This is a genomic window from Haloarcula halobia (genome assembly GCF_029338255.1).
Lineage (GTDB): Archaea > Halobacteriota > Halobacteria > Halobacteriales > Haloarculaceae > Haloarcula > Haloarcula halobia.
Map to the genome: position 1 here is coordinate 3,332,427 of NZ_CP119787.1, position 22,228 is coordinate 3,354,654.

The 22,228-nt window shown below is 69.2% G+C and carries 18 protein-coding genes and 11 pseudogenes; 13 read left to right on the forward strand and 16 right to left on the reverse strand.

What is annotated here, in order from left to right; translation table 11 throughout:
• Window positions 1–48 precede the first annotated feature (48 nt).
• Both P1K88_RS17495 and P1K88_RS17500 read left to right on the forward strand, forming a co-directional pair.
• A complete protein-coding gene (locus P1K88_RS17495; RefSeq protein ID WP_276411566.1) occupies window positions 49–1,350 on the forward strand; it encodes an outer membrane protein assembly factor BamB family protein in 1,302 nt (433 codons plus the stop codon).
• A gap of 48 nt (window positions 1,351–1,398) precedes the next feature.
• Window positions 1,399–2,523 carry an archaeosine biosynthesis radical SAM protein RaSEA gene (locus tag P1K88_RS17500; protein WP_276411568.1) on the forward strand — a complete coding sequence of 375 codons (1,125 nt, stop codon included), beginning with the start codon at window positions 1,399–1,401 and terminating at the stop codon, window positions 2,521–2,523.
• A gap of 21 nt (window positions 2,524–2,544) precedes the next feature.
• Here P1K88_RS17500 and P1K88_RS17505 read toward each other — a convergent pair whose 3' ends face one another.
• The 6 genes from P1K88_RS17505 to P1K88_RS17530 form a co-directional block, all read right to left on the reverse strand.
• A complete protein-coding gene (locus P1K88_RS17505) occupies window positions 2,545–2,841 on the reverse strand; it encodes a DUF7967 family protein (RefSeq protein WP_276411570.1) in 297 nt (98 codons plus the stop codon).
• Window positions 2,842–3,138: 297 nt separating this feature from the next.
• The gene (purQ, locus tag P1K88_RS17510; protein ID WP_276411571.1) at window positions 3,139–3,816 is read right to left on the reverse strand and encodes a phosphoribosylformylglycinamidine synthase I; all 678 of its coding nucleotides are present in this window, start codon (window positions 3,814–3,816) and stop codon (window positions 3,139–3,141) included.
• Window positions 3,813–4,067, reverse strand: a complete 255-nt coding sequence (gene purS / locus P1K88_RS17515; protein ID WP_276275443.1) for a phosphoribosylformylglycinamidine synthase subunit PurS — start codon at window positions 4,065–4,067, stop codon at window positions 3,813–3,815. Before purS ends, purQ begins: the two co-directional genes overlap by 4 nt.
• Window positions 4,068–4,105: 38 nt before the next feature.
• On the reverse strand, window positions 4,106–4,552 hold the full coding sequence (locus P1K88_RS17520) for a DUF7504 family protein (RefSeq protein ID WP_419181081.1): 447 nt from the start codon (window positions 4,550–4,552) through the stop codon (window positions 4,106–4,108).
• Window positions 4,462–4,758, reverse strand: coding sequence for a hypothetical protein (locus P1K88_RS17525; RefSeq protein WP_276411576.1), 297 nt, complete (start codon window positions 4,756–4,758; stop codon window positions 4,462–4,464). The genes P1K88_RS17520 and P1K88_RS17525 overlap by 91 nt, the downstream gene beginning before the upstream one ends.
• Window position 4,759: 1 nt before the next feature.
• On the reverse strand, window positions 4,760–5,641 hold the full coding sequence (locus P1K88_RS17530; RefSeq protein WP_276411578.1) for a GAF domain-containing protein: 882 nt from the start codon (window positions 5,639–5,641) through the stop codon (window positions 4,760–4,762).
• A 121-nt stretch (window positions 5,642–5,762) separates the two neighbouring features.
• Between P1K88_RS17530 and P1K88_RS17535 the strand changes: the two are divergent.
• The 4 genes and pseudogenes from P1K88_RS17535 to P1K88_RS17550 all read left to right on the forward strand — a co-directional run bounded on the left by P1K88_RS17535 (window position 5,763) and on the right by P1K88_RS17550 (window position 9,079).
• Window positions 5,763–6,736 (forward strand): annotated as a pseudogene (locus P1K88_RS17535) (formyltetrahydrofolate deformylase).
• Between the two features lie 152 nt (window positions 6,737–6,888).
• Window positions 6,889–7,233, forward strand: a complete 345-nt coding sequence (locus tag P1K88_RS17540; RefSeq protein ID WP_276411579.1) for a hypothetical protein — start codon at window positions 6,889–6,891, stop codon at window positions 7,231–7,233.
• Between the two features lie 100 nt (window positions 7,234–7,333).
• Window positions 7,334–8,126, forward strand: a pseudogene (locus P1K88_RS17545) (electron transfer flavoprotein subunit beta/FixA family protein).
• Window positions 8,126–9,079, forward strand: coding sequence for an electron transfer flavoprotein subunit alpha/FixB family protein (locus P1K88_RS17550; RefSeq protein WP_276411581.1), 954 nt, complete (start codon window positions 8,126–8,128; stop codon window positions 9,077–9,079). The pseudogene P1K88_RS17545 and the gene P1K88_RS17550 overlap by 1 nt, the downstream one beginning before the upstream one ends.
• Window positions 9,080–9,655: 576 nt before the next feature.
• Here P1K88_RS17550 and P1K88_RS17555 read toward each other — a convergent pair.
• Both P1K88_RS17555 and P1K88_RS17560 read right to left on the reverse strand, forming a co-directional pair.
• Window positions 9,656–10,087, reverse strand: coding sequence for a type II toxin-antitoxin system VapC family toxin (locus P1K88_RS17555; protein WP_276411582.1), 432 nt, complete (start codon window positions 10,085–10,087; stop codon window positions 9,656–9,658).
• Entirely contained in the window at window positions 10,087–10,332 is a 246-nt protein-coding gene (locus P1K88_RS17560) for an AbrB/MazE/SpoVT family DNA-binding domain-containing protein (protein ID WP_276411584.1), read from the reverse strand. The genes P1K88_RS17555 and P1K88_RS17560 overlap by 1 nt, the downstream gene beginning before the upstream one ends.
• 378 nt (window positions 10,333–10,710) lie before the next feature.
• On the opposite strand from P1K88_RS17560, the pseudogene P1K88_RS17565 reads away from it, so the two are divergent.
• From P1K88_RS17565 to P1K88_RS17585, 5 genes and pseudogenes are all read left to right on the forward strand, one after another.
• Window positions 10,711–11,551, forward strand: a pseudogene (locus tag P1K88_RS17565) (polyprenyl synthetase family protein).
• 32 nt (window positions 11,552–11,583) lie between these two features.
• Entirely contained in the window at window positions 11,584–12,144 is a 561-nt protein-coding gene (locus P1K88_RS17570) for an AAA family ATPase (protein WP_276411586.1), read from the forward strand.
• Window positions 12,141–12,559 (forward strand): annotated as a pseudogene (locus P1K88_RS17575) (RNA-binding domain-containing protein). The gene P1K88_RS17570 and the pseudogene P1K88_RS17575 overlap by 4 nt, the downstream one beginning before the upstream one ends.
• Window positions 12,556–12,858, forward strand: a pseudogene (locus tag P1K88_RS17580) (HAD family hydrolase); the annotation flags it as partial. The pseudogenes P1K88_RS17575 and P1K88_RS17580, both read left to right, overlap by 4 nt.
• Before the next feature lie 13 nt (window positions 12,859–12,871).
• The gene (locus P1K88_RS17585; RefSeq protein WP_276411589.1) at window positions 12,872–13,222 is read left to right on the forward strand and encodes an HAD family hydrolase; all 351 of its coding nucleotides are present in this window, start codon (window positions 12,872–12,874) and stop codon (window positions 13,220–13,222) included.
• A gap of 1 nt (window position 13,223) precedes the next feature.
• Here the strand turns inward: P1K88_RS17585 and P1K88_RS17590 are convergent.
• Window positions 13,224–14,278 (reverse strand): annotated as a pseudogene (locus P1K88_RS17590) (molybdopterin-dependent oxidoreductase).
• A gap of 121 nt (window positions 14,279–14,399) precedes the next feature.
• Between P1K88_RS17590 and P1K88_RS17595 the strand changes: the two are divergent.
• The gene (locus P1K88_RS17595; RefSeq protein WP_276411590.1) at window positions 14,400–14,618 is read left to right on the forward strand and encodes a hypothetical protein; all 219 of its coding nucleotides are present in this window, start codon (window positions 14,400–14,402) and stop codon (window positions 14,616–14,618) included.
• 9 nt (window positions 14,619–14,627) lie between these two features.
• On the opposite strand, the pseudogene P1K88_RS17600 reads toward P1K88_RS17595, so the two are convergent.
• Window positions 14,628–15,586, reverse strand: a pseudogene (locus P1K88_RS17600) (lamin tail domain-containing protein).
• 76 nt (window positions 15,587–15,662) lie between these two features.
• On the opposite strand from P1K88_RS17600, the pseudogene P1K88_RS18515 reads away from it, so the two are divergent.
• Window positions 15,663–16,552 (forward strand): annotated as a pseudogene (locus P1K88_RS18515) (CBS domain-containing protein).
• Here the strand turns inward: P1K88_RS18515 and P1K88_RS17615 are convergent.
• The 6 genes and pseudogenes from P1K88_RS17615 to P1K88_RS17645 all read right to left on the reverse strand — a co-directional run.
• Window positions 16,553–17,595: pseudogene (locus P1K88_RS17615) on the reverse strand (nucleoside recognition protein).
• A gap of 60 nt (window positions 17,596–17,655) precedes the next feature.
• Entirely contained in the window at window positions 17,656–18,183 is a 528-nt protein-coding gene (locus tag P1K88_RS17620; protein ID WP_379786648.1) for a magnesium transporter, read from the reverse strand.
• A gap of 40 nt (window positions 18,184–18,223) precedes the next feature.
• Window positions 18,224–18,802: a magnesium transporter gene (locus P1K88_RS17625; protein ID WP_276411594.1), complete on the reverse strand. Its 579-nt coding sequence runs from the start codon at window positions 18,800–18,802 to the stop codon at window positions 18,224–18,226.
• A gap of 110 nt (window positions 18,803–18,912) precedes the next feature.
• Window positions 18,913–19,315: pseudogene (locus tag P1K88_RS18520) on the reverse strand (universal stress protein).
• A 44-nt stretch (window positions 19,316–19,359) separates the two neighbouring features.
• Window positions 19,360–21,261, reverse strand: a complete 1,902-nt coding sequence (locus P1K88_RS17640; RefSeq protein ID WP_276411595.1) for a bacteriohemerythrin — start codon at window positions 21,259–21,261, stop codon at window positions 19,360–19,362.
• 75 nt (window positions 21,262–21,336) lie between these two features.
• Window positions 21,337–22,228, reverse strand: a pseudogene (locus P1K88_RS17645) (signal recognition particle protein Srp19); the annotation flags it as partial.

The following is a 22,228-nucleotide window of genomic DNA, read 5'->3' on the forward strand; positions in this document are numbered from 1 at the left end:
TGCGTGCCGGTAACGGGCTGTCAGACCGACGGCGAGCCGACCGACACTGTGACCGACGAACCGTCGACGTCACCGACCGCGACGGAGCGACCCACCGAATCGGACACCGGCGCACCGACGCCGGACGAAGATCCGACCGAAGCGTCGAGTGGCCTGCGAACGTGGACGCCCGCGTGGTCCTTCGACCCCAGTTTTGGCTCCATCCTGGCGCTGACCGAACACGACGGGGCCCTCTACGCGACGCTCGGAGACGATGACGGTCGATCGGCCGTCGCGCGACTCGACACTGCGGGGCGATCGTTCCACTGGCAGACCCAGTTCCCCGGCGGGGCGCTCACCAGCACCCACCTCCGACAGACGAACGCCCGCGACAAGTGGAGTCTCACGTTCGGCGACGGTTCGCTCTACGTCGTCACGGGCGAGACACAGACCGAAGGCGAGTCGTGGACCAGCCTGCACGCCCTGGACCCGGCGACGGGCGACGAACGCTGGTCGCTCCAGCGCGAGCGGGAACTGGCAGTCGCGGGCGTCCGGGACGGCACCGTCGTCGCCGGTGGCCTCGAGTTCTACCATCCCGACGCCACACACGAGACGCCGGACGAGCCGCTGACGACGGTCGTCTACGGAATCGACGCCGCGAGCGGCGACGTGCGCTGGACGGCGGAGTTCACCACGGTCGAGGCGGCAACCACCGCGGCCGGCGGCGTAGGCGTCGCGTCGGCGTCGGGACTCACGATGCTCGGTCTGGACGGGAACGAGCGCTGGGCGGAATCGACCGGGAGCGCCCGAGCCGTGGTCTCGGTCGGTGAGACAGTCGTCACCGCAGTCGCGGACGGCGACGGGTCGATGCTCCGTGCGTTCGCCCCCGACGGCACCGAACGGTGGCAGAAGCGCCGGCTGGTCGAGGAGTTCCTGGCCGACGGCGACGTGCTGTACGGACTCGGCGAGGAGACGGTCGCTGTCGAGGCAGACGGGACCGTCGCCTGGCACGTCGACGGCTACAGCCAGTGGCCGCTGCTGGCACCCGACGGGGAGACGCTGTACGCACGCGCCGCCGCGATGACCAACGCCGTCGACGCCTTCTCGCTGCCGGAGGGTGGCCGTCGGTTCCGCTACGAGACGCCGTCGAACAACGGCTGGCCGGCCGGCGCGACGGAGCAGATGGTCGTCGCGGAGGCCATCACGCCCGAGAAGGCCGACTTCACGAGCCTGTTCGCCGTCGACGAGCAGTCGGGCGACCCGCTAGCGGTTTACCGGCCGGGGGACAACGTCTTCGACGTCGCGGGGCTCGACGGGGTCGCCTACGCCAGTATCGGCGACCGTCTCCTCGCCTTCGAGCGGCCGGGCTGACGACGGGTAACGAAGCCGATTTACGCGCCCGTCGGCTACCCCTGCCCAATGAGCAAGCCCAGTCCCGACGGCTACGAGCAGGGCAAGGGCATGGACGCCCACAACGCGGTGATGCGCGAGATTCGGTCGCGCAACGACTCGACCTACGACCCCCGGGAGCCGACCCGGGTCTGGCTCGACGAGGACAACACGCCCGACGGGGTGTACCAGAGCCTGACGATCATCCTCAACACCGGCGGCTGCCGGTGGGCCCGCGCCGGCGGGTGTACGATGTGTGGCTACGTCGCCGAGTCCGTCGAGGGCGGCAGCGTCGCCCACGAGGATTTGATGGCCCAGATCCAGCACTGTCTGGACCACGAGGCAGAGAACGCCGACGCCGAGTCGGGCCTCGTCAAGATATACACCTCCGGGTCCTTCCTCGACGAGCGCGAGGTGCCGGCCGAGACCCGGCAGGCCATCGCCGAGACGTTCGCCGACCGCGAGCGCATCGTCGTCGAGTCGCTGCCGGACTTCGTGCAGGCCGACCGCGTCGGCGACTTCGTCGACGTGGGCCTCGAGACCGACGTGGCCGTGGGGCTGGAGACGGCAACGGACCGCGTGCGCCACGACTCGGTGAACAAGTACTTCGACTTCGCCGACTTCGAAGACGCCTGCGAGGCCGCCCGAGAGGCCGGTGCCGGCGTGAAGGCCTATCTCCTGATGAAGCCCCCCTTCCTCACCGAGTCGGAGGCCGTCGCGGACATGAAACGCTCCGTGCGGAAGTGTGCCGCCGTTTCCGGCTGTCACACCGTCTCGATGAACCCCTGCAACGTCCAGCGCTACACGATGGTCGAGGAACTGTACCACGACGGCGGCTACCGCCCGCCGTGGCTCTGGTCGGTCGCCGAGGTGCTGGAATCGACCGCCGACGTCTCCGGGAGCGGAGCGACCGGAGGCTCGTCAGACTCGTCTGACGGTGAGGACGTCATCGTCGTCTCGGATCCCGTCGGCCACGGGAGCGACCGCGGCCCGCACAACTGCGGCGAGTGTGACGACCGTGTCCAGCGAGCCATCAAGGACTTCGACCTGCGGCAGGACGAGACGGTCTTCGAGCAGGTGTCCTGTGAGTGCGAGGCGACGTGGGAGGCCGTGATGGAACGCGAAAAGGGCTACTCGCTGCCGCTGGCGCGCTGAGGACTGGCTTTTCGGCTCGCGTCAGAGCACGTCGTCGAGGTCGTGTTTCTCTTGCATCCGGTCGGCCTCGACGGCGTAGCGCTCGCGCGTCTCGGCGTCGTCGACGACCCCGAGGTTGTCCGGCGAGACGGCCATCGAGACTGGTGTCTCCCGGTGGTCGCCGGTGTAGGAGGTCAGCGCCCGCTCCTTCCGGAAGTCACGCCGGCCGTCCGGCGTCGCGTAGGTGAGGATGATGAGGTTCTGCTCGTCGTCGGAGTAGGTCCGTTCGACCAGCCAGACCCTGACGGACTCCTGTGTGGTCGCGCTATCGGTGTCCATAGGTGACAGTACGCCAACTATCGAAAAGTAAGTGTCGGCGCCGTCGGGCGTTCGAGCGGACCACTTTCACTTTCACTCCGGTTGGATGGCCCTTTTGTGATCAGGGGGTCTACCGTGTCGTAGGGGCCGCCGGGACCGTCACACGCTCCAGATGGCCCCGTTCCCATCCATCTCCCTTTGGATTCCACGCGGTGAGCGACGGCATCGCCGCGCCTCGGGGTTCGAGCGGGACGGAACGACGATGAGCGTTGCTCCCAGGTCGCTCGGTCGCGGGAGAGAACAGCAGCGAGTGGGTCCTTACTCCGCGAAGCCTTCGAGCACGCCCTGCCCGTCGGTGCGCCCCAGGTCTTCGAGAGACGCCCGCTCGGGGTGGGGCATCATGACCGCGACGTGGTCGCCCGCGCCGGTGACGCCCGCGACGGCGTGTTTCGAGCCGTTGGGGTTGGCCTCGGACGTTACCGCACCGTCCGCGTCGCAGTACCGGAAGAGGATGCGGTCCTCGGCCTCCAGGTCCGCGAGGCGCTCGTCGGTGATCTCGTAGCGGCCCTCGCCGTGAGCGATGGGGAGTTCGACCACGTCGCCTTCCTCGTAGTGGTTGGTCCACGGCGTGTCCGCGTTCTCCACGCGCAGGTGGACGTGTTCACACTGGAACCGGGCGCTCTCGTTGGTGGTGAACACGCCAGGGGTCAGCGACGACTCACACCCGATCTGCGCGCCGTTACAGACGCCGAGCACCGGAATGCCGTCCTCGGCAGCGTCCTTGACGTCCTGCATGATGGGCGAGCGAGCGGCCATCGCGCCGGCCCGGAGGTAGTCGCCGTAGGAGAAGCCGCCGGGGAGCATGATACCCTCGACGGAATCTGGCAGCCCGTCCTCGTGCCAGACGAGTTCGGCGTCGAAGCCCAGCGACGCCAGCGCCCGGACCGAGTCGCGGTCGCAGTTCGAGCCGCCGAATTGGATCACTGCGATCGTCATTCGGCCTGGTCGACCTCCACGTCGTAGTCGTGGATGGTCGGGTTCGCGAGCAGGCGTTCGGCCATCTCCGCGGCCCGGTCGGCGGCCTCGTCGGCCGACGCGGCGTCGATGTCGAGCTCGAACTGGTCCGCAGACCGGAGGTCCTCGAGCTCGAAGCCCAGCCGTTCGAGCGAGTGCTGGGTCGTCTCGGCCTCGGGGTCCAGAACGCCCCGTTTGAGTCGGACGGTCACCGTTGCGGTGTAGACGGTCATTACACGCAAGCGGGCGTGGGGCGGAGAAAACGCTTGTGTTATCCCATCGGCGTCCACTCGGTCGGTTGGTCGGGGAGGCCCTGTACCCGGATCTCCGGCCCGTCGTCCCCGCCGCGGACGTCGATCCGACCGTCGAACGACTGGGCGATGCTGCCGACGACCTGGTCGTCGTGTGCCTCGGGGTCGATGACACAGACGCTCAGGCCGTCGGCGGTCCGGACGCGGCTGGTGACGATGTTCACGAACCGGAAGACCGAGCGAACGTCCTCGCTGAACACCAGCAGCGGCGTCAGCGTGTAGATGCCCGTCCTGACGGCGTCGTAGCCCCGGGCGTACATCTCCTCGTACTGCCCGGAGTACTCGATGCCGATACCCGTGAGGTCGGCGGGCGACGTCACCGCCGTGACGGACTCGCCGAGTGCCTCGTCGTCCGCCCGGTTGCAGTCGACGACCCGGACCCGGCCGCCGGAGACGTCACAGCCCAGCGCGTCGAATCCCGCCGGATCTCGCCGGCACTCGTGTCGGCGGCGACGACGACGATGCCGTCGGCCGAGTCGGCCGCGAGCAACCGCAGCGCCGCCTCGCGGGTGCCATCGAGGATCGGCCCGGCGACCAGGATGTTGGTACCTGGGTCGACGGGGTTCAGCGGCGTCCCCGCGAACGTATACCGGCCGTCGTGACGCTGACCCATCTCACGTCACCCCGGCACCGAGTCGGCGGCGCAGCGACAGCTGTTCTTCGACTTCGTCGGCGAATCGCCGGATGTCGGCCCGCTCGGCGGCCGTGTACGAGCGGGGCTCGTCGTCGATACAGCAGACCGCGCCCAGGGCATTGCCCGCCTCGTCGGTTATCCGGGCCCCGGCGTACGAGCGGATGTCGAGGTCGTCGAGTCGGTCGTTGGCGGCAAAGCGAGGGTCCTCGTGCGTGTCGTCGACCACGGTCACCTCATCGGAGAGGATGGTGTGCGTACAGATGGAGTCCTCGCGGGCCAGCGTCCGCCAGTTGGCCCCCTCGCAGGCGACGAACCGCTCCTCGTGTTCGTCGACGAGTCCCACGAAGGCAACGTCGATGTCGAAGTGCGTCGTCATCAGCGCCGTGAGGCGCTCGAACGTCTCCTCGGCGGCGAGCGCCTCGACGTCGTACTCGCGGACGGCCGCGAGGCGATCGGCCTCCCGGTCCGGGACGGGGAACGCGGCGTGGGTCGACTCGGCGGCCGCGAGCGCGACGACGTCGGCGAGTCGCTCGCGGGCAGCGGGAATCGACCGCGGGACGTACTCGACGACCTGGTCCGGCCGGCCCCTGGGCAGATCGGACGGCGACTCGTCGGTAAAGAGGATACAGACACAGTCGTCGTGTGCCAGTCGGACCGCATCGACGACGTCGAAGGCGTCCCCGTCCGGGAACGAAAAGGCCGTGACCACGCAGTCGACTGACTCGTCGACGGCCGCGTCGACATCCGCGACGGTGGCCGCGCCGACGACGTCCAGGTCCGCGCCGGCCAGCGCCTCGAGCGTCGCCGCCCGTGCAGCGTCGTCCGGGTCGGCACAGACCACGGTCGGGTGGTGCTCGCTCACACTGCACGGGAAACACTCGAGCGTAATAGTTGTGCTGCCACTGCAGGAAAACGAAGCCTTTTGCTTGGGGCACGACCAACAGAGCGCCAATGAAACACATCGAGCGCCGGAGGTGGTGGGCGTGACCCGGAACCTGACCGAGATAACCGTCGTCGGCGACGACGACACGGGGCTCATCGCGGAGGTCACCTCCCTCCTGTTCGAACGGGGCATCAACATCGAGGACCTAGACCAGGCCGTCCGGGAGGGCGTCTTCCGGATGACCATGCACGTCGACACCGCCGAGATGGTGACGACGGAGGAGAAACTCCGCGAGGACCTGACCGAGCTCGGGGACGAGCTCGACGTCGACATCCAGGTCCGGTTCCCTGCGGACCGCGAGACCCAGTCCATCGCCGTCCTCGTCACGAAGGAATCCCACTGTCTCGAAGCCCTGTTCGAGTCCTCGGGCCAACGGCGACCTGGGGCCGACATCGAGGTGGTCATCGGCAACCACAGCGACCTCGAACCCCGGCCGCGAAGTACGACGTCCCCTTCCACGACATCGGCGACGAGAAGGGGACCCCCGACGAGGCGGAACTGCTCGAGTTGCTCGCCGAGTACGACGCCGACCTCATCGTGCTGGCCCGCTACATGCGCATCCTCTCGCCGGACGTGGTCTTCCGCTACGAGAGCCGCATCATCAACGTCCATCCCAGTCTGCTGCCGGCGTTCCCCGGTGCCTCCGCCTACATGCAGGCCATCGAGGAGGGCGTCCGCATCGCCGGCGTCACCGCCCACTACGTGACGACGGACTTGGACCAGGGGCCCATCATCACCCAGCGGGCCTTCAACGTCCCCGACGACGCCTCGGAGGAAGAGCTCCAGCAGCTCGGCCAGCCGCTCGAGGCCGACGCGCTGCTCGAGGCGATTCGGCTCCACCTCGACGACGAGGTCACCGTCCACCGCGGCCGGACGAAGCTGCGGGACCCCGAGGAGACGGAGGCCCAGCTGGGCGCGCCGGAGGAACTGGACAGCCTCAATCCCGACCGCCCCATCGACGGCCTCGGGGAGTTCGTGGCCGGCGAGGAGCCGGAGGCCGAAGCGGACGATTAGGCGAGCGAGTGTCCGCAGGACACTCGGTACAGGCGAGCGGTGGAACCGCGAGCCAGTCCGAACCGCTATAGCGTGTTCGGACACGTAAGCGGCCGGTTCGTAGAAGCCGACGATTAGGCTGGCGAGCGTCCGCGGGACAGTCGACGACACTCATGGGGCGAACCGACTCGAGACGCGCCCCCGTCGACGCCACCGGCGGCGCCGACGACCCCGCCCGAGAGCAAGCCCAGGCCGCCGAGCAGACCGCTTCGGACCCGGGTCGCGTTCAGCAACTATCCGGTGGTCGCCCCGCCGAGGCCGACGGCCAGCACGAACGGGCCGGCGAAGGCCCAGGTCTGGAGGCCGGTGCCCACGCTCCGGGCCGTCGCGAGGCCCACTACCGGGAGGGGCGCGAGCGTCACCGCGCCCGGGACGAGCGTGGCGACGACGCCCGCGACGACGCTGCCGGCGGTGTCGAGCGTGCCCGTATCCGGATCCCGACACGCGGTGGCATATAGCAGGGGCTGAGCGGGTACGCGGGGTAGTCACAGCGTAAACGACTCGCCGGTGGTTTCTGGTTCGGAAACGTTTATTCGCCGTCCGGTACCAGGTCGTGGTATGAAAATTCTTGTCACAGTCAAGCAGGTCGCGGTCGTCGACGACGAGTTCGAGATCGACGGACTCGGGATCGACGACCGGTACGTCACACACGACCTCAACGAGTGGGACGAGTACGCCGTCGAGGAGGCCGTCCAGATACAGGAGGCCGCCGACGAGGACGTCGAGGTCGTGACGGTGACGGTGGGCCCCGAGGAGAGCGAGGAGACGATCCGCCAGGCGCTGGCGAAGGGGGCCGACCGCGCGGTGCGGGTCTGGGACGACACGCTGGTCGAGGCCGGATTGCTCGACCCGGCGACCAAGGCCCGCGTCGTCGAGGCCGTCGCCGCCGAGGAGGACCCGGACCTCGTGCTCACGGGCGTGCAGTCGGCCGACGACGGCTTCGGTGCGACCGGGGTGACCCGGCCGAGCGACTGGGCTTCGAGTGGGCCGCCGTCGTCAACGACCTGAGCTGGACCGCGAGGCCGGCGTCGCCGCCGTCCACCGCGAGTTAGAGGGCGGCATCGAGGAGCTGGCCGACGTCCAGTTGCCCGCCGTTCTGACCATCCAGACCGGCATCAACGACCCGCGGTACGCCAGTCTCAGGGGGATTCGTCAGGCCCAGAGCAAGGAACTGGCTGTGAAGTCCCTCGAGGACGTCGGCCTGTCGCCGGCCGACATCGAGAGCCCGCTCGAACAGACGTCGCTGTACGAACCCACCAGCGAGAGCGACGCGACGGTCTTCGAGGGGAGCGCCGAAGAGACGGCCGGCGAACTGGCCGCGGTCCTCCGTGAGGCGGGGGTGGCGAACTGATGACGGTACTGACCGTCGCCGAGCACCGCCGCGGCGAGCTCCGGCCGGTGAGCCTCGAACTGCTCAGCGTCGGCCGCCTGCTCGCCGAGGAGACGGGAGACGAGCACCACACCGTCGTAATCGGCGGCGACGTGGAGACGTTCGGTCGGAAACTCGACCGCGAGGGCGTCGAGACGGTCTACACCGTCGACGAGGGCGAGGAGTTCAACCACGACGTCTACGTCCAGGCGGTGACCCAACTGGCCGAGGCCCTCGACCCGTCGCTGGTGGTGATGCCAAACACGGTCAACGGCCTCGACTACGCCCCCGCTGTCGCCAGCGACCTGGGCCTGCCGCTGGTGACCGACGTGGTCGACGTCGACTACGGCGAGCGACTGACCGCGACCCGCGAGCTGTACGGGTCCAAGACCGAGACGACCATCGACGTCCACGCCGAGGCGGCCGCGCTGACGGTCCGACCCGGCGAGTGGCCCGCCGCGGAGGGCGTCAACGGCTCGTCCGTCGAGCCCTTCGAGGTCGACGTCGACGAGTCGGCGGTCCGCTCGACTGTCACCGGCTTCGAGGAGGTCGGTGGCGGCGACGTCGACATCACCGACGCCGACGTGCTGGTCTCGGTCGGGCGCGGCATCGGCGAGGAGGAGAACCTCGACCTCGTGTTCGACCTGGCCGAGGCGCTGGACGCGACGGTGTCGGCCTCCCGGCCGCTCATCGACAACGGCTGGCTGGAGAAGGACCGCCAGGTCGGCCAGTCGGGGAAGGTGGTCACGCCGGACGTCTACATCGCCGTCGGCATCTCCGGGGCCGTCCAGCACGTCGCCGGGATGAAGGGCGCCGACACCATCGTCGCCATCAACACCGACCCCAACGCGCCCATCTTCGACATCGCCGACTACGGCATCGTCGACGACCTCTTCGACGTGGTGCCGGCGCTCATCGAGGAGTTCGGCGGGTAACTTGAGCATCCGGCGGCTCTGCCGCCGGTTCACCGGTCGCGAGCAACGCGAGCGACCGGCCTTTTTCGCCCACGTTTTTCAACGAGCGGTGCGCGAAGCGCACCCGAGGCCGAAAAAGGTGGTATTGGCATCGTCGACGACCTCTTCGACGTGGTGCCGGCGCTCATCGAGGAGTTCGGCGGGTAACTTGAGCATCCGGCGGCTCTGCCGCCGGTTCACCGGTCGCGAGCAACGCGAGCGACCGGCCTTTTTCGCCCACGTTTTTCAACGAGCGGTGCGCGAAGCGCACCCGAGGCCGAAAAAGGTGGTATTGGCATCGTCGACGACCTCTTCGACGTGGTGCCGGCGCTCATCGAGGAGTTCGGCGGGTAACTTGAGCATCCGGCGGCTCTGCCGCCGGTTCACCGGTCGCGAGCAACGCGAGCGACCGGCCTTTTTCGCCCACGTTTTTCAACGAGCGGTGCGCGAAGCGCACCCGAGGCCGAAAAAGGTGGTATTGGCATCGTCGACGACCTCTTCGACGTGGTGCCGGCGCTCATCGAGGAGTTCGAGGGATAACAACGTAGCACAGGTCCGCTATTGCTCGTACGGATTTTCGGGTGTCGTGAGACGAGTGACTTCGGGGACGCTGTCGAACCCATCGTCGAAACTGTAGAGGTAGTCGACATCTGTTCGGTCCATCGCTGCAACGATGACGGCATCCGTCAGCGAGAGTGATTCGTAGCGTCGGAACACGGAGCGACCAGCGTCGAAGTCGGACTTCGAGGTCTGCTGGAGGGAAAACCCGCTGCTCTCGAGTATCGCATCGAGCGTTTCGGTCGCGACGTCGTGTCCTGCTCTCGCCTGAAGGTAGTTGACGACTTCCTCCAGAACGTCGCTGAGGACGTACGCTATCGGGAGTGTTCCGTGGTCCATCGCCCGCGTGATCGCGTCCCCGCGCTCGTGATTCTGATCGCGGGAGAGTCGGGCCGCGATGAGAACGTTCGCATCCACGGCGACTGCGGCCATCAGTAGTCCCCGGCGACGAGGTCGTGGTCCTCGGCGGCGTCGGTCGGTTCGCCGATGTCGACCGGGTCGAGCCCTGAAAACGCACCGTAGTGTTGCTTGACGAGTTCGACCGAGAGAGTCCCGTCGTCGACGCGCCACCGAATCTTGTCGCCCGCCTCGACGCCGGCCTCTCGCCGTACCGCTGCCGGGACCGTCACCGAATAGCTCTCGTTGACCGTCGTTTCGTCTTCGACCTCGTGGGACATGGAAAGATTTTCGCGACGGATACAAAAATAATTTGCCTCCAAATTTGCCAGATATAGTAGTAGAACGGAGCGATGCTGAAATCGTCCAAAGCTGCTTCGAGGTGATACCGGCACGCCTCGAAGCCATTGGCGGGTTACACCGTTCCAAGCACGGACACCGAGCGGTCGGCCGTGAGCGCGCTCCGTCGCGAGAACACGGGGGGCTGGCCTAGAACAGGCATCCGGCGGCTCTGCCGCCGGTTCACCGGTCGCGAGCGACGCGAGCGACCGGCCTTTTTCGCCCACGTTTTTCAAGGAGTGGTTCGCGCGAAGCGCGAACCCGACGCCGAAAAAGGTGGGTCGTCAGGTACTTTTCGGCCTGGTCCTAACGCCAGGGTGATGGAGTATCTCCACCGGCGTCGTGACCGCGTCGAGGAGCGACTGGAGGCGGTGCTCGACGACGTCGAACCGTCGGCACTCGCCGACCAGGTCCGGCACGTCGCGCTCTCGGGGGGCAAGCGGGTGCGACCGACCGTGACGGTGCTGGTCTGCGAGGCGCTGGGCGGCGACCCGGACGACGCCCTCGACTTCGCCGTCGGCATCGAGCTGGTCCACAACGCGTCGCTGGTCATCGACGACATCATCGACGAGTCCGAACTGCGCCGCGGGACCCTCGGCGTGGTCGGCGTTCGGCCACGGCCCGGCCATCGTCGCCTCGGACGGGCTGCTGGGTGAGGCCTTCGCGCTCTTCTCGGCCGACGAGCGGGCGATGCAGACCGTCAGCGAGGCGATGGTCGAACTCGGCGAGGGCGAGGCGACCGAACTCATCGCCCAGCCCTCGAACGAGGCCGAGTACATGGAACTCGCGCGGCGCAAGACCGGGGCCCTGTTTCGCGCGGCGGCCGAACTCGGTGCCATCGCGGCCGACGCCGACGCCTACACCGTCGAGACCATCGGCCGCTACGCCGAGCGGGTCGGCGTCGCCTTCCAGATGCGCGACGACGTGCTGGACGCGACGGCCGACGCGGAGACGCTGGGCAAGCCCGCGGGGCACGACGCGGCGATGGATCGCCCCTCGATCGTCGAGGTGACCGATCTCACGGCCGACGAGGCCGACCAGCGCGCTCGCGAGGAATCGGAGACGGCCCTGGAGGCGCTCGCGACCATCGACGCGCCAGAGTCCCAGTCGATGGACTACCTGCGGGACCTGGCGGAGTTCGTCGTCGTCCGCGAACGGTAGGGCTTTTGGCCGGCGCTGGCCAACGCACGCCAATGACAGTCATCGGCATCGTCGGACTGCCCGGGAGCGGCAAGAGCGAGGCGGCCAACGTCGCCGTCGACATGGGGGTGCCGGTCGTCACGATGGGCGACGTCATCCGCCAGGAGTGTCGCGACCGGGGGCTGGACCCGGCGACGGACCACGGGACGGTGGCGACGGCGCTCCGCGAGGAGAACGGCCCCGCGGCCATCGCCGAGCGGTCGTTGCCTATCATCGAGGAGCGCCGCGAGGACAGCGACACCGTCGTCGTCGACGGCATCCGCTCGGACGTGGAGGTCGAGGCGTTCCGCGAGGCGTTCGGCGAGTCGTTCCTGCTGGTCGAGGTGGACGCACCCTTCGAGGTCCGCGCCGAGCGCCTGGATCTGCGTGGCCGGGACGCGAGCGCCGAGGAGGGCGGCGAGTCGCTGGCGGACCGCGACGAGCGCGAGCTCGGGTTCGGGATGGGCGAGGCCATGGCGATGGCCGACCTGACCATCGAGAACACCGAGACGCTCGCGGCCTTCCAGCGGACCGTCCGGACGCTCCTGCGAGAGGGGGCGGAGGCCCTGGAATGAGTGCCGTCTACAGCGTCGACGTCCGGTCACCGCGCCGGTCAACGACACCGAGGTGACCGCCCGGGTGGCCGACGCCATCCGCAACCTGTTCCCGGAGGCCGACCCGGAACACAGCCACGGCGAACTCCGCGCCGAGGTCCACTCGATGGACGAGTTCTCGGAGTTGCTCCACCGCCTGGAGATTCTCGACACCGCGCGCTCGGTCTTCTTCGACGCACTCGAGGGCGACACCTTCGCGTTCGACGTGAAGAAGCAGGCGGCCTTCGAGGGGCGTATCAACTTCGCCGTCGGCGAGCCCGCGGAGCTGGGCGACATCCACGTTCGCGTGCGGGTACGCGAACCCGACGCCGAGGCCTACATCGACTACGTCGCCCCGCCGACCGAGGACGGGACGCCGGTCGACTCCGAACCATGACGACCGCGATCTGTTTCGACCTCGACGGGACGCTCGTCCACTGGACGCGTCCGCACGAAGCGGTGCTGCGTGAGACGCTGGCCGACCACGGCATCGACCCCGACGACACACTCGTGGCGACAGTCGAAGAGACGTTCTGGACCGCACACGATACGATGGTGGAATCGCCGTTCGAACAGGCGATGGCGACCGCGCTCGACGAGGCCGACGCGGACGGCGGCGACCCGGCGGCGATGGTCGAGACGTTCCGGGAGCGGACCTACGAGGCGACGACGGTGCCCGACGGCGCCCGCGAGAGTCTGGCGTCGCTCGGTGCCGACGACCCGCTGGCGGTCGTCACAAACGGCGTCCGCGAGTGGCAGGTGGGCAAGCTTCGCCCATCACGACCTGACCGACCACTTCGACGTCGTCGTCGCCTCCTACGAGGCCGGCGCGCACAAACCCGACCCGGCCCCGTTCGACCGCCTGCGCGACAGACTGCCGGCCGACGAGTACGTGATGGTCGGCGACGACTACGAGGCCGACGTCGAGGGCGCGCGAGCGGCCGGGTTCGTGCCCGTTCACTACGAGCACGAGGCGCGAAGCGCCTCGGACGGGGCAAGCGGCGACCAGCCGCGAGACGCGGGGCCCGACCTCTGGGCGACCCTCCGGGCGCTCGTGTAGGTCAGAAGCCGCTGACGAAGATGGCGAGCCACTCGCCCACCTCGCGGCGCTTGGTGACCCGCACCTCCTCGACCCACTTGACCCACTGGAAGCCACGCCGTCCGGGCGCGACCAGGCGCATCGGGAAGCCGTGGCCGTGCGAGAGGCGCTCGCCGTCGACGTGCGTCGCGAGGACGGCATCACGGGCCTCGTCGATGGGGAGGCTCCAGCGGTAGCCCGTGACCGAGCGGAACTGGACCCACGCCGCTGGGTCGTCCGGGTCGGCGGCCGCGAGCAGGTCGCCCACGCGGACGCCCTGCCACGCGTGGTCGGAGTACCACCCGCTCGTGCAGTCGAGCAGACCCTCCCGCGTCGCATCCGCCGAGAGGTCGTCGACCCCGTACTCGGCGGGCGTCGAGACGCGACCCACGACCGACAGCGACCAGTCGGCCGGGTCGACCGGGTCCGGGTCGTCGGCGACCCGCTGGTCACCGGGAAGCGGTTGCCCTCGCCGCTGCCCTCCTCGCGCGACCCCGTGTACCGCCGGTCGGCTCCCGCGGTGTCCAGCAGGTCGTTGACCGGTCGCTGGAACCGCCAGACGAGCGCGCCCGCGGTGACGACGCCGGCGTAGCGGAGGACGTCGCGGCGCCGGCCCACGGTGGCCCGCGTGGGCCGGTGGTAGCGATAGCGCAGGTGTGTTGCCAGGAGGACGGGCACCAGCAGGCCGAGGCCGACGTGGAGGTGAAAGAGCCCCCACGGCCCCAGGTCGAGCGACCCGCCGAACACCCACCAGACGCCGGTCGCCAGGGCCGCCGTCACGTCGGCCGCGAGCAGTAGGGAGAGAACCCGCCGGCCGGTGAGCCGCGCGGGCGAGACCCGGTGGGAGACTCGCCACAGCTTCATCGGCACCAAGGCGACGAGCACCACCCCCGCGATGGCGTGGAGGTCGATGAGCCACGCACCACGCGGCGTCCCGGCCCAGATGGTCGCCACGCCGGTCGCGAGTAGCGTCGTGACGGCGACGAAGAGACTCCAGTCGACGGCGCGTGGCGACGGGACGACCCGGCGAACGTCCATGGCAGTCCTTGGCACCGAACGGCCAAATACTGCCGGGCGTGTTCGACGGTCTGACCGGCACTCGGGAGCGGTAAATACGTCTGACGTGGAAGTTATGATCGCAGGCTACCAACGTGCCACTATGGCCTGCCTACAGACGCGGCTCCTGGGTGTCCAGCTGGTGGCGCTGGCGACGGCGGTCGTCGGCGAGGTGGTCGGGTCGCGAGCCGTGACCACGGTCGGCGTCGTAGCCTTTTCCCTCGTGCTGGCGGCGGCGCTCGTCGCGAGGGCCAGCGAGCGAGTCGCAGGCGTCCTCAACGGCGGACCGGCCGATCCTGCCTCGCGGCGGACCGAGCGCTGAGGCGGGCGCTCACCCGTAGGTTCGCCGGGCGACGACGCGCCCGCTCGCGTCGCGGACCGTGACCGTATCGCCCCCGTTGTTCCAGACCGCCCTGGTACGTCCCCAGTAGCGGTCCGTCTCGGTGTCGGTGCCGGCCCCGGTGTGGAGGGTCACCCGGTCGCCGGGGGCGAGCGTCAGCGCGTCGAACGTGTAGACGTGGTCGGCCGCGTCGGCGACCGTCCACCCGGTCAGGTCCAGCGCCGACTCGCCGCGGTTCTCGAAGACGACGTACTCGTCGTTCAGGTTCTCGTTGTCGTCGCCGGCGGCGTCGGCGTTGATCGTCGCTATCGCCAGGCCGGTCTCGCCGGCCGTGACCGTCCCGCCGTCGGCCACCGGCGTCCCCGTCGTTGCCGGGTCGACACAGCGCCAGAGGCCGCGACCGTTCTCGCGGGCCGCCGTCTCGGCGCTGTAGAACCGGTCCGCCCGCGAGAAGTCGCTGTCGTAGACCCGGCGTGACCGGTGGCGACCAGGCGGTAGTTGAACAGTCGGTCCTCGACGACGACGTACGCGAGCAGGCGGTCGTAGTAGCCCCGCCGGTCGGTCGCCGGGTCGAACGCGAGGCCGACCTCGCGGCCCAACAGGGCGTCTTTCGCGAAGTTCGAGGCGTCGGTGCCCGCCTCACGGAGACACGCCCGTCCCGCGTCGGTGTCGGGGACCCCCTCGAACTCCGCGGGGTCGTTCTCGACGTGGACCTCGGGCGTGTCGACGCCGACGAGTCGCACGGTGTCGACGGTCCCGTTCGGGTACGCGACGCGAATCGTGTCGCCGTCGACGACGGCGGTGACGCTCACCGAAACGGTGTCCTGTGGAATCGGGCCGGCCGACCCGACGGCGGTCGGCGTCGACGCCGACGGGGCGGACGCGGAGAAACCACCACATCCGGCGAGGGCGACCAGCAGCACGAGGGCGACGAGCGAGCGGCGGTCCATCGCCGGAGAGACGGGCGGCGGGCCCACAAACCTGACGGGGGAGATTATGTCGCTGGGAGCGATAGTTCGACGCAGGATGCTCGTCCCACTGCCAGTCCGCGACGTGATGACCGCCCCCGCACGAACCGGCACGAGAGACACGACGATCGTAGCAGTGGCGGGTCGGCTGCGCGACGAGGGCATCGGCTCGCTCGTCGTCGAGGCAGATGGCGAGCCCGTCGGCATCGTCACGGAGAGCGACGTCGTCGCCGTCACGGCCGAGGGGGGCGACGCGACGGCGCTGACCGTCGGCGACGTGATGTCTTCGCCGCTCGTGACGATACGCCCGGACGCGAACATCGAGGCCGCCGTCGAGCGGTTGCGGTCCCACGGCATCAAGAAGCTGCCCGTCGTCGACGACGGCGTCCTGGTCGGCATCGTGACCACGACGGACCTCTCGCACTACATTCCCCAGGCTCGCCCATCCGACGCCGGCGCCGGACCTCCCCACCAGCGCAAGCGGTTCACGCGCCCCGACACCGTCTACGAGGACGACGACTGGACCTTCGAGAGCACGGCGTCGAGGACGGCATCGACGTCGGCGACCACGTCCGCTTCAGCAAGACCCTCACCGAGGAGGACGTCGAGCAGTTCGCCGAGGTCAGCGGCGACACCAACCGCCTCCACGGACGCCGAGTTCGCCGAGGGGACCCGCTTTGGCCGCCGCATCGTCCACGGCACGCTGGTCTCGGGGCTCATCAGCGCCGCGCTCGCCCGCCTGCCGGGGCTCATCATCTACATCTCACAGGAGCCAGCCACCGCGCTCCCGTCGACATCGGCGAGCGTGTCACCGCCCACTGCGAAGTCGTCGAGCGCATCAGGGACGACCGGTTCCGCCTCACGACGGCCGTCGACGGCGCCGACGGCGAGGCCGCCCTCGAGGGCGAGGCCGTCGTCATCTCGGACCCCATCCCCGAGACGCGGTGATCAGAGGCCAAGCAGGACGACGAGTGCGGCGGCGATCCAGACGATCTTCAGGCCGGTGTTCACGACGATGACCTTCGTCCCGAACTCCCGGCCCCAGATGCCGTACTGGAACGGGATGGAGCGCTTGAACGTCGAGACGGCAAAGGAGACGATGCCGCCGACGAGCATCGTCGCGACGGCGGTGCGGGCGGTGAAGGTGCCGTCGGCGATGAGCGGTGCGATGACGGCCGCCCCGAGGTCGTATCCAGTGCGTAGGCGGCGACGACGGGTGCGGCCGCACCGGGCAGGCCGAGCGACCCGGCGAGCGCGTCGGCGGTGGCAGTGACGCTCGCCCCGCCCGGGCCAAGCAGCGCGAGCAGTTCCTCGGAGTAGGCGACCAGCAGCGAGACGACGACGTAGATGGCGACCAGTCGCGGGAGGATGTCCCGGATCCGGTCCAGCGTCTGCCCGTAGGCCTCCCGGACCGCGGCCTCGCGGCTCTCGGGGCCGTCGGTACCCGCATCGGGAGCGTTCCCGTCGTCGGCCCGCCCGCCGTCGGTGCTGGCGTCGAGGTCCGCTGTGCGGCGCGTCGACCCGTCGAGCAAGAGCGCGCCGGCGACGATGCCGGTCAGCGTTATCGCCAGCGCGACCAGCCCCCGTGTCGCGACGTAGAGCACCCCGACCTCGAGGCCGAGGATGGGGATGAGGACCGGCGCGTAGAAGGTCACGATGTGCTGGGCGAAGCCGAAGAAGGTGTTTATCGTCACCGCGACCAGCGTCGCGCGGTCGTCGAGGACGCCCGACTCCCGGAAATCCGCGAGCATGCCGTAGCCCGCGGTGGTCGAGGCCGTCGTGGTCAGGATGGCGGTGCCCACCTCGTCGGGGAGATTCGCCGGGTCGGTGAGGTACCGCGAGACCGCCGCGATGCGCTCGACGAGGCCGAAGGCGACCGCGAGGTTCGCGAGGAAGACCCCCAGCGAGAGAAAGACCACGATGCGAAGCACCCGGTCGGCGACGGTCACGAGGACGTCGGCGAGCGGCGGCGTCGCGAGGACGGGAGCCACGGTCTGCACGGTCGGTAGTGAGGCGGTGACCGGCAAATGTCCGTCGATGGCCGTCCGACCTTAGACGAGCACCCGGACGACGCCAAAGAGCACCAGCACGCCGAGCACGTCGCTGACGTTGGTGACGACCGGGATGACGATGTCGTCGGGATCCAGCTCGAACCGGTAAGCGGCGTAGGCCGTCACCGCCGTGACGACGACCACCAGCGCAGCCAGCACGAGACCACTCGTCGTCGCGACGACGACGACCGTCAGGAATGGGAGCTGGACGGTCCCGAGCAGCGCCTGGAGCGCCCACGCGCCGGCCCCGACCAGCGGGAAGACCGTCAGCGCCAGCGCCACCGTCGCGACGGCGTTGCCCCCGAGCCGGTCGTCCGTGGGGTGAAACGAGACGATGCCGAGGTGGACCGCCGTCGAGAGCCTCGCGGCCAGGATACTTCCGAGGTTGCCCGCCATCCCGATGGTGACGGGGACGAGGACCAGCAGCGTGGGGTACTGCAGCAACACCGACTCGAACGTATCGAGCACGATGCCGCTCCCGAGTTCGATGGACGTCAGCACGACCAGCACGGGGAGCATGCGCCGCATGATGCCCCGGACCGACCACTGGTCGACGTACGTCGACACGTCAGCCACCCCCCAGCGCCAGGACGATGCGGGTCGCGACCAGCAGCGTCGCGACGCCGACCACGTCCCCCGTCGTCGTCACCACCGGCCCCGCGAGCGTGTCGGGGTTCAGGCCCCGCCGGTAGCCGACGAAGACGACCGAGACCACGACGACGGTCAGGATGAGCCCCGAGACGACGCCCGCGAGCAGTGCGATGGCGACCAGCGTCGCCAGCGGCGCCGACGGCCGGCCCAGCGCGGTGAGCAACCCCACCGCGAGCACCGCCGAGAGCATGCTGACGAGCACGCCGTTGGCCAGCGACGCCGCGACGGCCGCGTTGACGCGCTCGTCCGCGAGCGAGAGCGTCGGGTCGACCAGCCCCTGGTGAAGCGCAGACCCGAGCCGGCCACCGAGCGATCCGTAGACGTTCCCGCGGGTCGCAAGCAGCGCGGGCACGAGCACCAGCAGGCCGGCCACCTGCTCGGTTTCCGGCGTCCATCCCCCGAGGACGACGCCCGCAAAGAGGCCACCGACTGCACTGAGGACCAGTACCGGAACGGACTCCCGATAGGCCTCGGTGGCGATCTCGCGGACGGTCATTACCGACAGCATCCGAGCGCAGTCGCAAAAAGGGACCGAAGGCCCGACAGCGGGCCGTGCACCAGCCCGTCGGCTACCGGAGCGACCGTCTGCTGGCGGAGTCGGTGCGCTCAGTCCTCGTCTCGCTCGCTGCTGACGACCAGTACCGAGCGGTCGGTCCCGAGGATGACGTCCTGCGTGACGCTCCCGAACAGCGCCTTGCCGGCGGGCGAGCGCTTGCGGCCGGCGAGGACGATCAGGTCCGCGTCCTGGTCGTCGGCGACGGCGGATGGCCGCCCCGGGATCCCCGCTGGTGCCTTCGAGAGAGACGTCGATTCCGGCGTCCTCGAGCAGTTCCTTCGCCCGACGGACCGACGCGATCTGCGTGACGAACGCCCCTTCGCGGTTCTGTTCGAAGTCGTGTACCAGCGTGACGTGGACCGACTCGGTATCGAGTGGCAGACTCGTGAGTTCGGTGGCCTGTGCTCGCGCGCGTGTCTCGTCACGGTCGATGCCGACGACGATCTCGTACATACCCCACGGTAGTCAGAGCGGGGTCAAAATACTGTGGGCCAGTCTCACGCGATGAGAACGGTGGGGCCGGTCGACGGGGCCGTACAGCCGTGGCGACGCCCGTCTGTGTCGACGACGTTCAGCTTGCCGTCGGCGCGGTGCAGGCGCCCCTCGGCGTCGAACTCGCCGTAGTCGCCGGTCGGATACCACTCGCCTCTGGTCGTGCTCGCCGCGACGTCGCGGGTCTCCCAGTAGCGGTCGGCGACGTGGTCCCCCCGGAACAGGATCTCGCCGTCCTCGCCCAGGGCCATCTCGGTCCCGGGCAGGGGCGACCCTAGCGCCGTCGGGGCCGAGGACCCGTGTGGCGTCACGCACCCGACGCCCGTCAGTTCCGTCGTCCCGTACACTTCGCTCACCGGGACGCCACAGCCCCACAGGAACTGGAGGCGCTCGGCCCCGAGGCCGTCGCCCCCCGAGAGCGCGTACTCGAGGTTCTCCAGGCCGAACGACTCGCGCAGGGGCGCGAAGACGAGGCGTTCGGCCGCGGTATCGGTGAGCGACTCCCCGCCGCCGTCGCGCAGCTGCTGGCCCCGCTCGACCGCCCGGCCGTCGGCGAGGCGCCCCTTGACGCCGCCCAGGTCGTCGATGTGTGCCGCCAGTGCGTCCGCCAGGCGGTCGTAGACCCGCGGGAGGCCGACGAGGACCTCCGGGCTGAGCAGTCGCAGGCCCGCGAGCAGGTCGTCGCTCGGGACGTACGCGGCGGCCGCACCGCTGTCCCACAGGTAGTAGGTCGCGACCCGCTGGAAGACGTGCGACAGCGGGAGCGAACAGGTCCCGGTCCCCCCCGACGGGACGGGGAACTGATCGCCCAGCATCGCCACCGCCGCCAGCAGGTTCTGGTGTGAGAGCCCGACGCCCAGCGGTTCGGCCTCGGTGTCGAGTTCGTGGACGACGGTGGCGACGTCGTCCGGATCGGCCTCGAAGCCCGGCAGCGCGGGTCGGTCGCCCCTGGGGAGGTCGGCGACGTCGAAGACGGTCCCGGCGGCCCCGGCCACCGCCTCGCTCGGGTCGCCGTCGGTCACCAGCGCGTCGATGCCCGCCGTCGTCTCGGTCGCGACAGCCCGCTCCTCGTCGAACCCGGAGTAGATGGGAACGGAGACGACCCCGGCGAGATGACAGGCCAGGTCGGCGACCGACCACTCGTAGCACGGGCGGGTGCGAATCCCGAGGTCGTCCCCGGCTCGACGCCGGCGTCGAGAAAGCCCGCGGCGACGGCCGGCGTCCCGGTAGAGCGTCTCGAAGGTTCGCGTCTCGAACTGGCCGTCCTCGTAGGCGTACGCCGCCGTCCGGTCGCCGTGCCGGTCGGCGAGGCCGCGGATCCAGTCCGCCATCGAGCCGTGTGGAATCGAGACGGCCCCGCCGACGTGGACGTCGCTCCCCAGGCGGACGCTCTCCTCGGACGCGTCGTAGGTCCGGTCGTCGTCGCGGGACTTGTTCAGCTTGCCCGGACTGTAGTCGTAGTCCTCGGGGACCGTCTCCGAGAAGTACTCGCCGTAGTTCTGGTCGACGTCGGCCCCGGCGATGTGGGAGTCCAGCCAGTCTCTCGCGAACTCGAGGACGTCGACGGTGATGGGTTCGCCCGCCTCGTGCTTCTCGCGGAACTCGCGGACGGTCTCGGCGAACTCTGCGTGCATCTCGCGGTGATTGTAGAAGCAGTCCGCACAGTCCATCGCGTACCCGCAGTCCTGCATGAACTCCTCCTCGTCGCCGAAGTGGTACTCGGTGTACCGCTCCAGCTCCCGGAGGATGTCGCCGATCGCCGCCTCCGAGTGGCCCTCGTCGACGGCGACATAGAGGTCGTTCAGCAGACCAAAGAGGTGCTTGTGCTGTTCGTCGAACCTGTCGATGTCGGTGCTGTATCGCTCGTCGACCCACTCGATGAACGTCTCCCCCGGCCCGGATGCCATACGTGTCTTTCAGAAATTCGAATACAAAAAACGCCAAACCGATTCCCAGCGGGTGAAAACCTCCGCTGGCCCGGATCAGTCGCCGAACGGGCCGCCACCGCCGCCGCCCATGCCACCCATGCCGCCCATGCCCCCGCCACCGCCGCCGCCCTGCTGCATCTGTTTCATCATCCGCTCCATGTCGCCGTCGCCCATGCCCTGGAACTGCTTTAACATCTGCTCCATCTGCTTGTGCTGCTGGAGCAGCTCGCGGACGCGTTCCTCGGGTTTGCCCGACCCGCGGGCGATGCGCTCGGTCCGGGACTGGCCGACGACGCGGGGGTTCTCCAGCTCCTCGTCGGTCATCGAGTCCATGATGACCTCGAAGTCGACCATCCGTTCCTGGGTGACGTCCATGGCGTCGTCGGGCAGGCTGGTCCATCAGCCCGCCGCCAAGGCCCGGAATCATGTCCAGCACCTGGTCGAGGGGGCCCATCTTGTTCATCGTCTGCATCTGCTTTCGCATGTCGTTGAGGGTGAAGGGCCCGTCCATCATGTCCTCGGGGTCCCAGTCCTCGTCTTCCTCCTGGGTCTCGGTCATCGCGCGCTCGACGCGCTCGGTGAGTTGCTTCAGGTCGCCCATCCCCAGCAGGCGGGAGATGAACCCCGAGGGCTCGAAGCGCTCGATGTCCTTGACGGTCTCCCCCGACCCGAGGAAGGCGATGGTCGAGTCCGTCTCGTTGACGGCGGCGAGTGCGCCCCCACCTTTCGCCGTCCCGTCGAGCTTGGTGATGACGACGCCGTCGATGCCGATGGCCGACTCGAAGTCGGCGGCCTGGCTCTTGGCGCTCTGCCCCATCGCGGCGTCCAGCACCAGCAGGTTCCGGTCGGGGTTCACCTCGGCCTCGATTCGCTCGATCTGCTCGATGAGCTCCTCGTTGAGCCCGTCCCGACCGGCGGTGTCGACGATGCGGACGTCGGCCTCTTT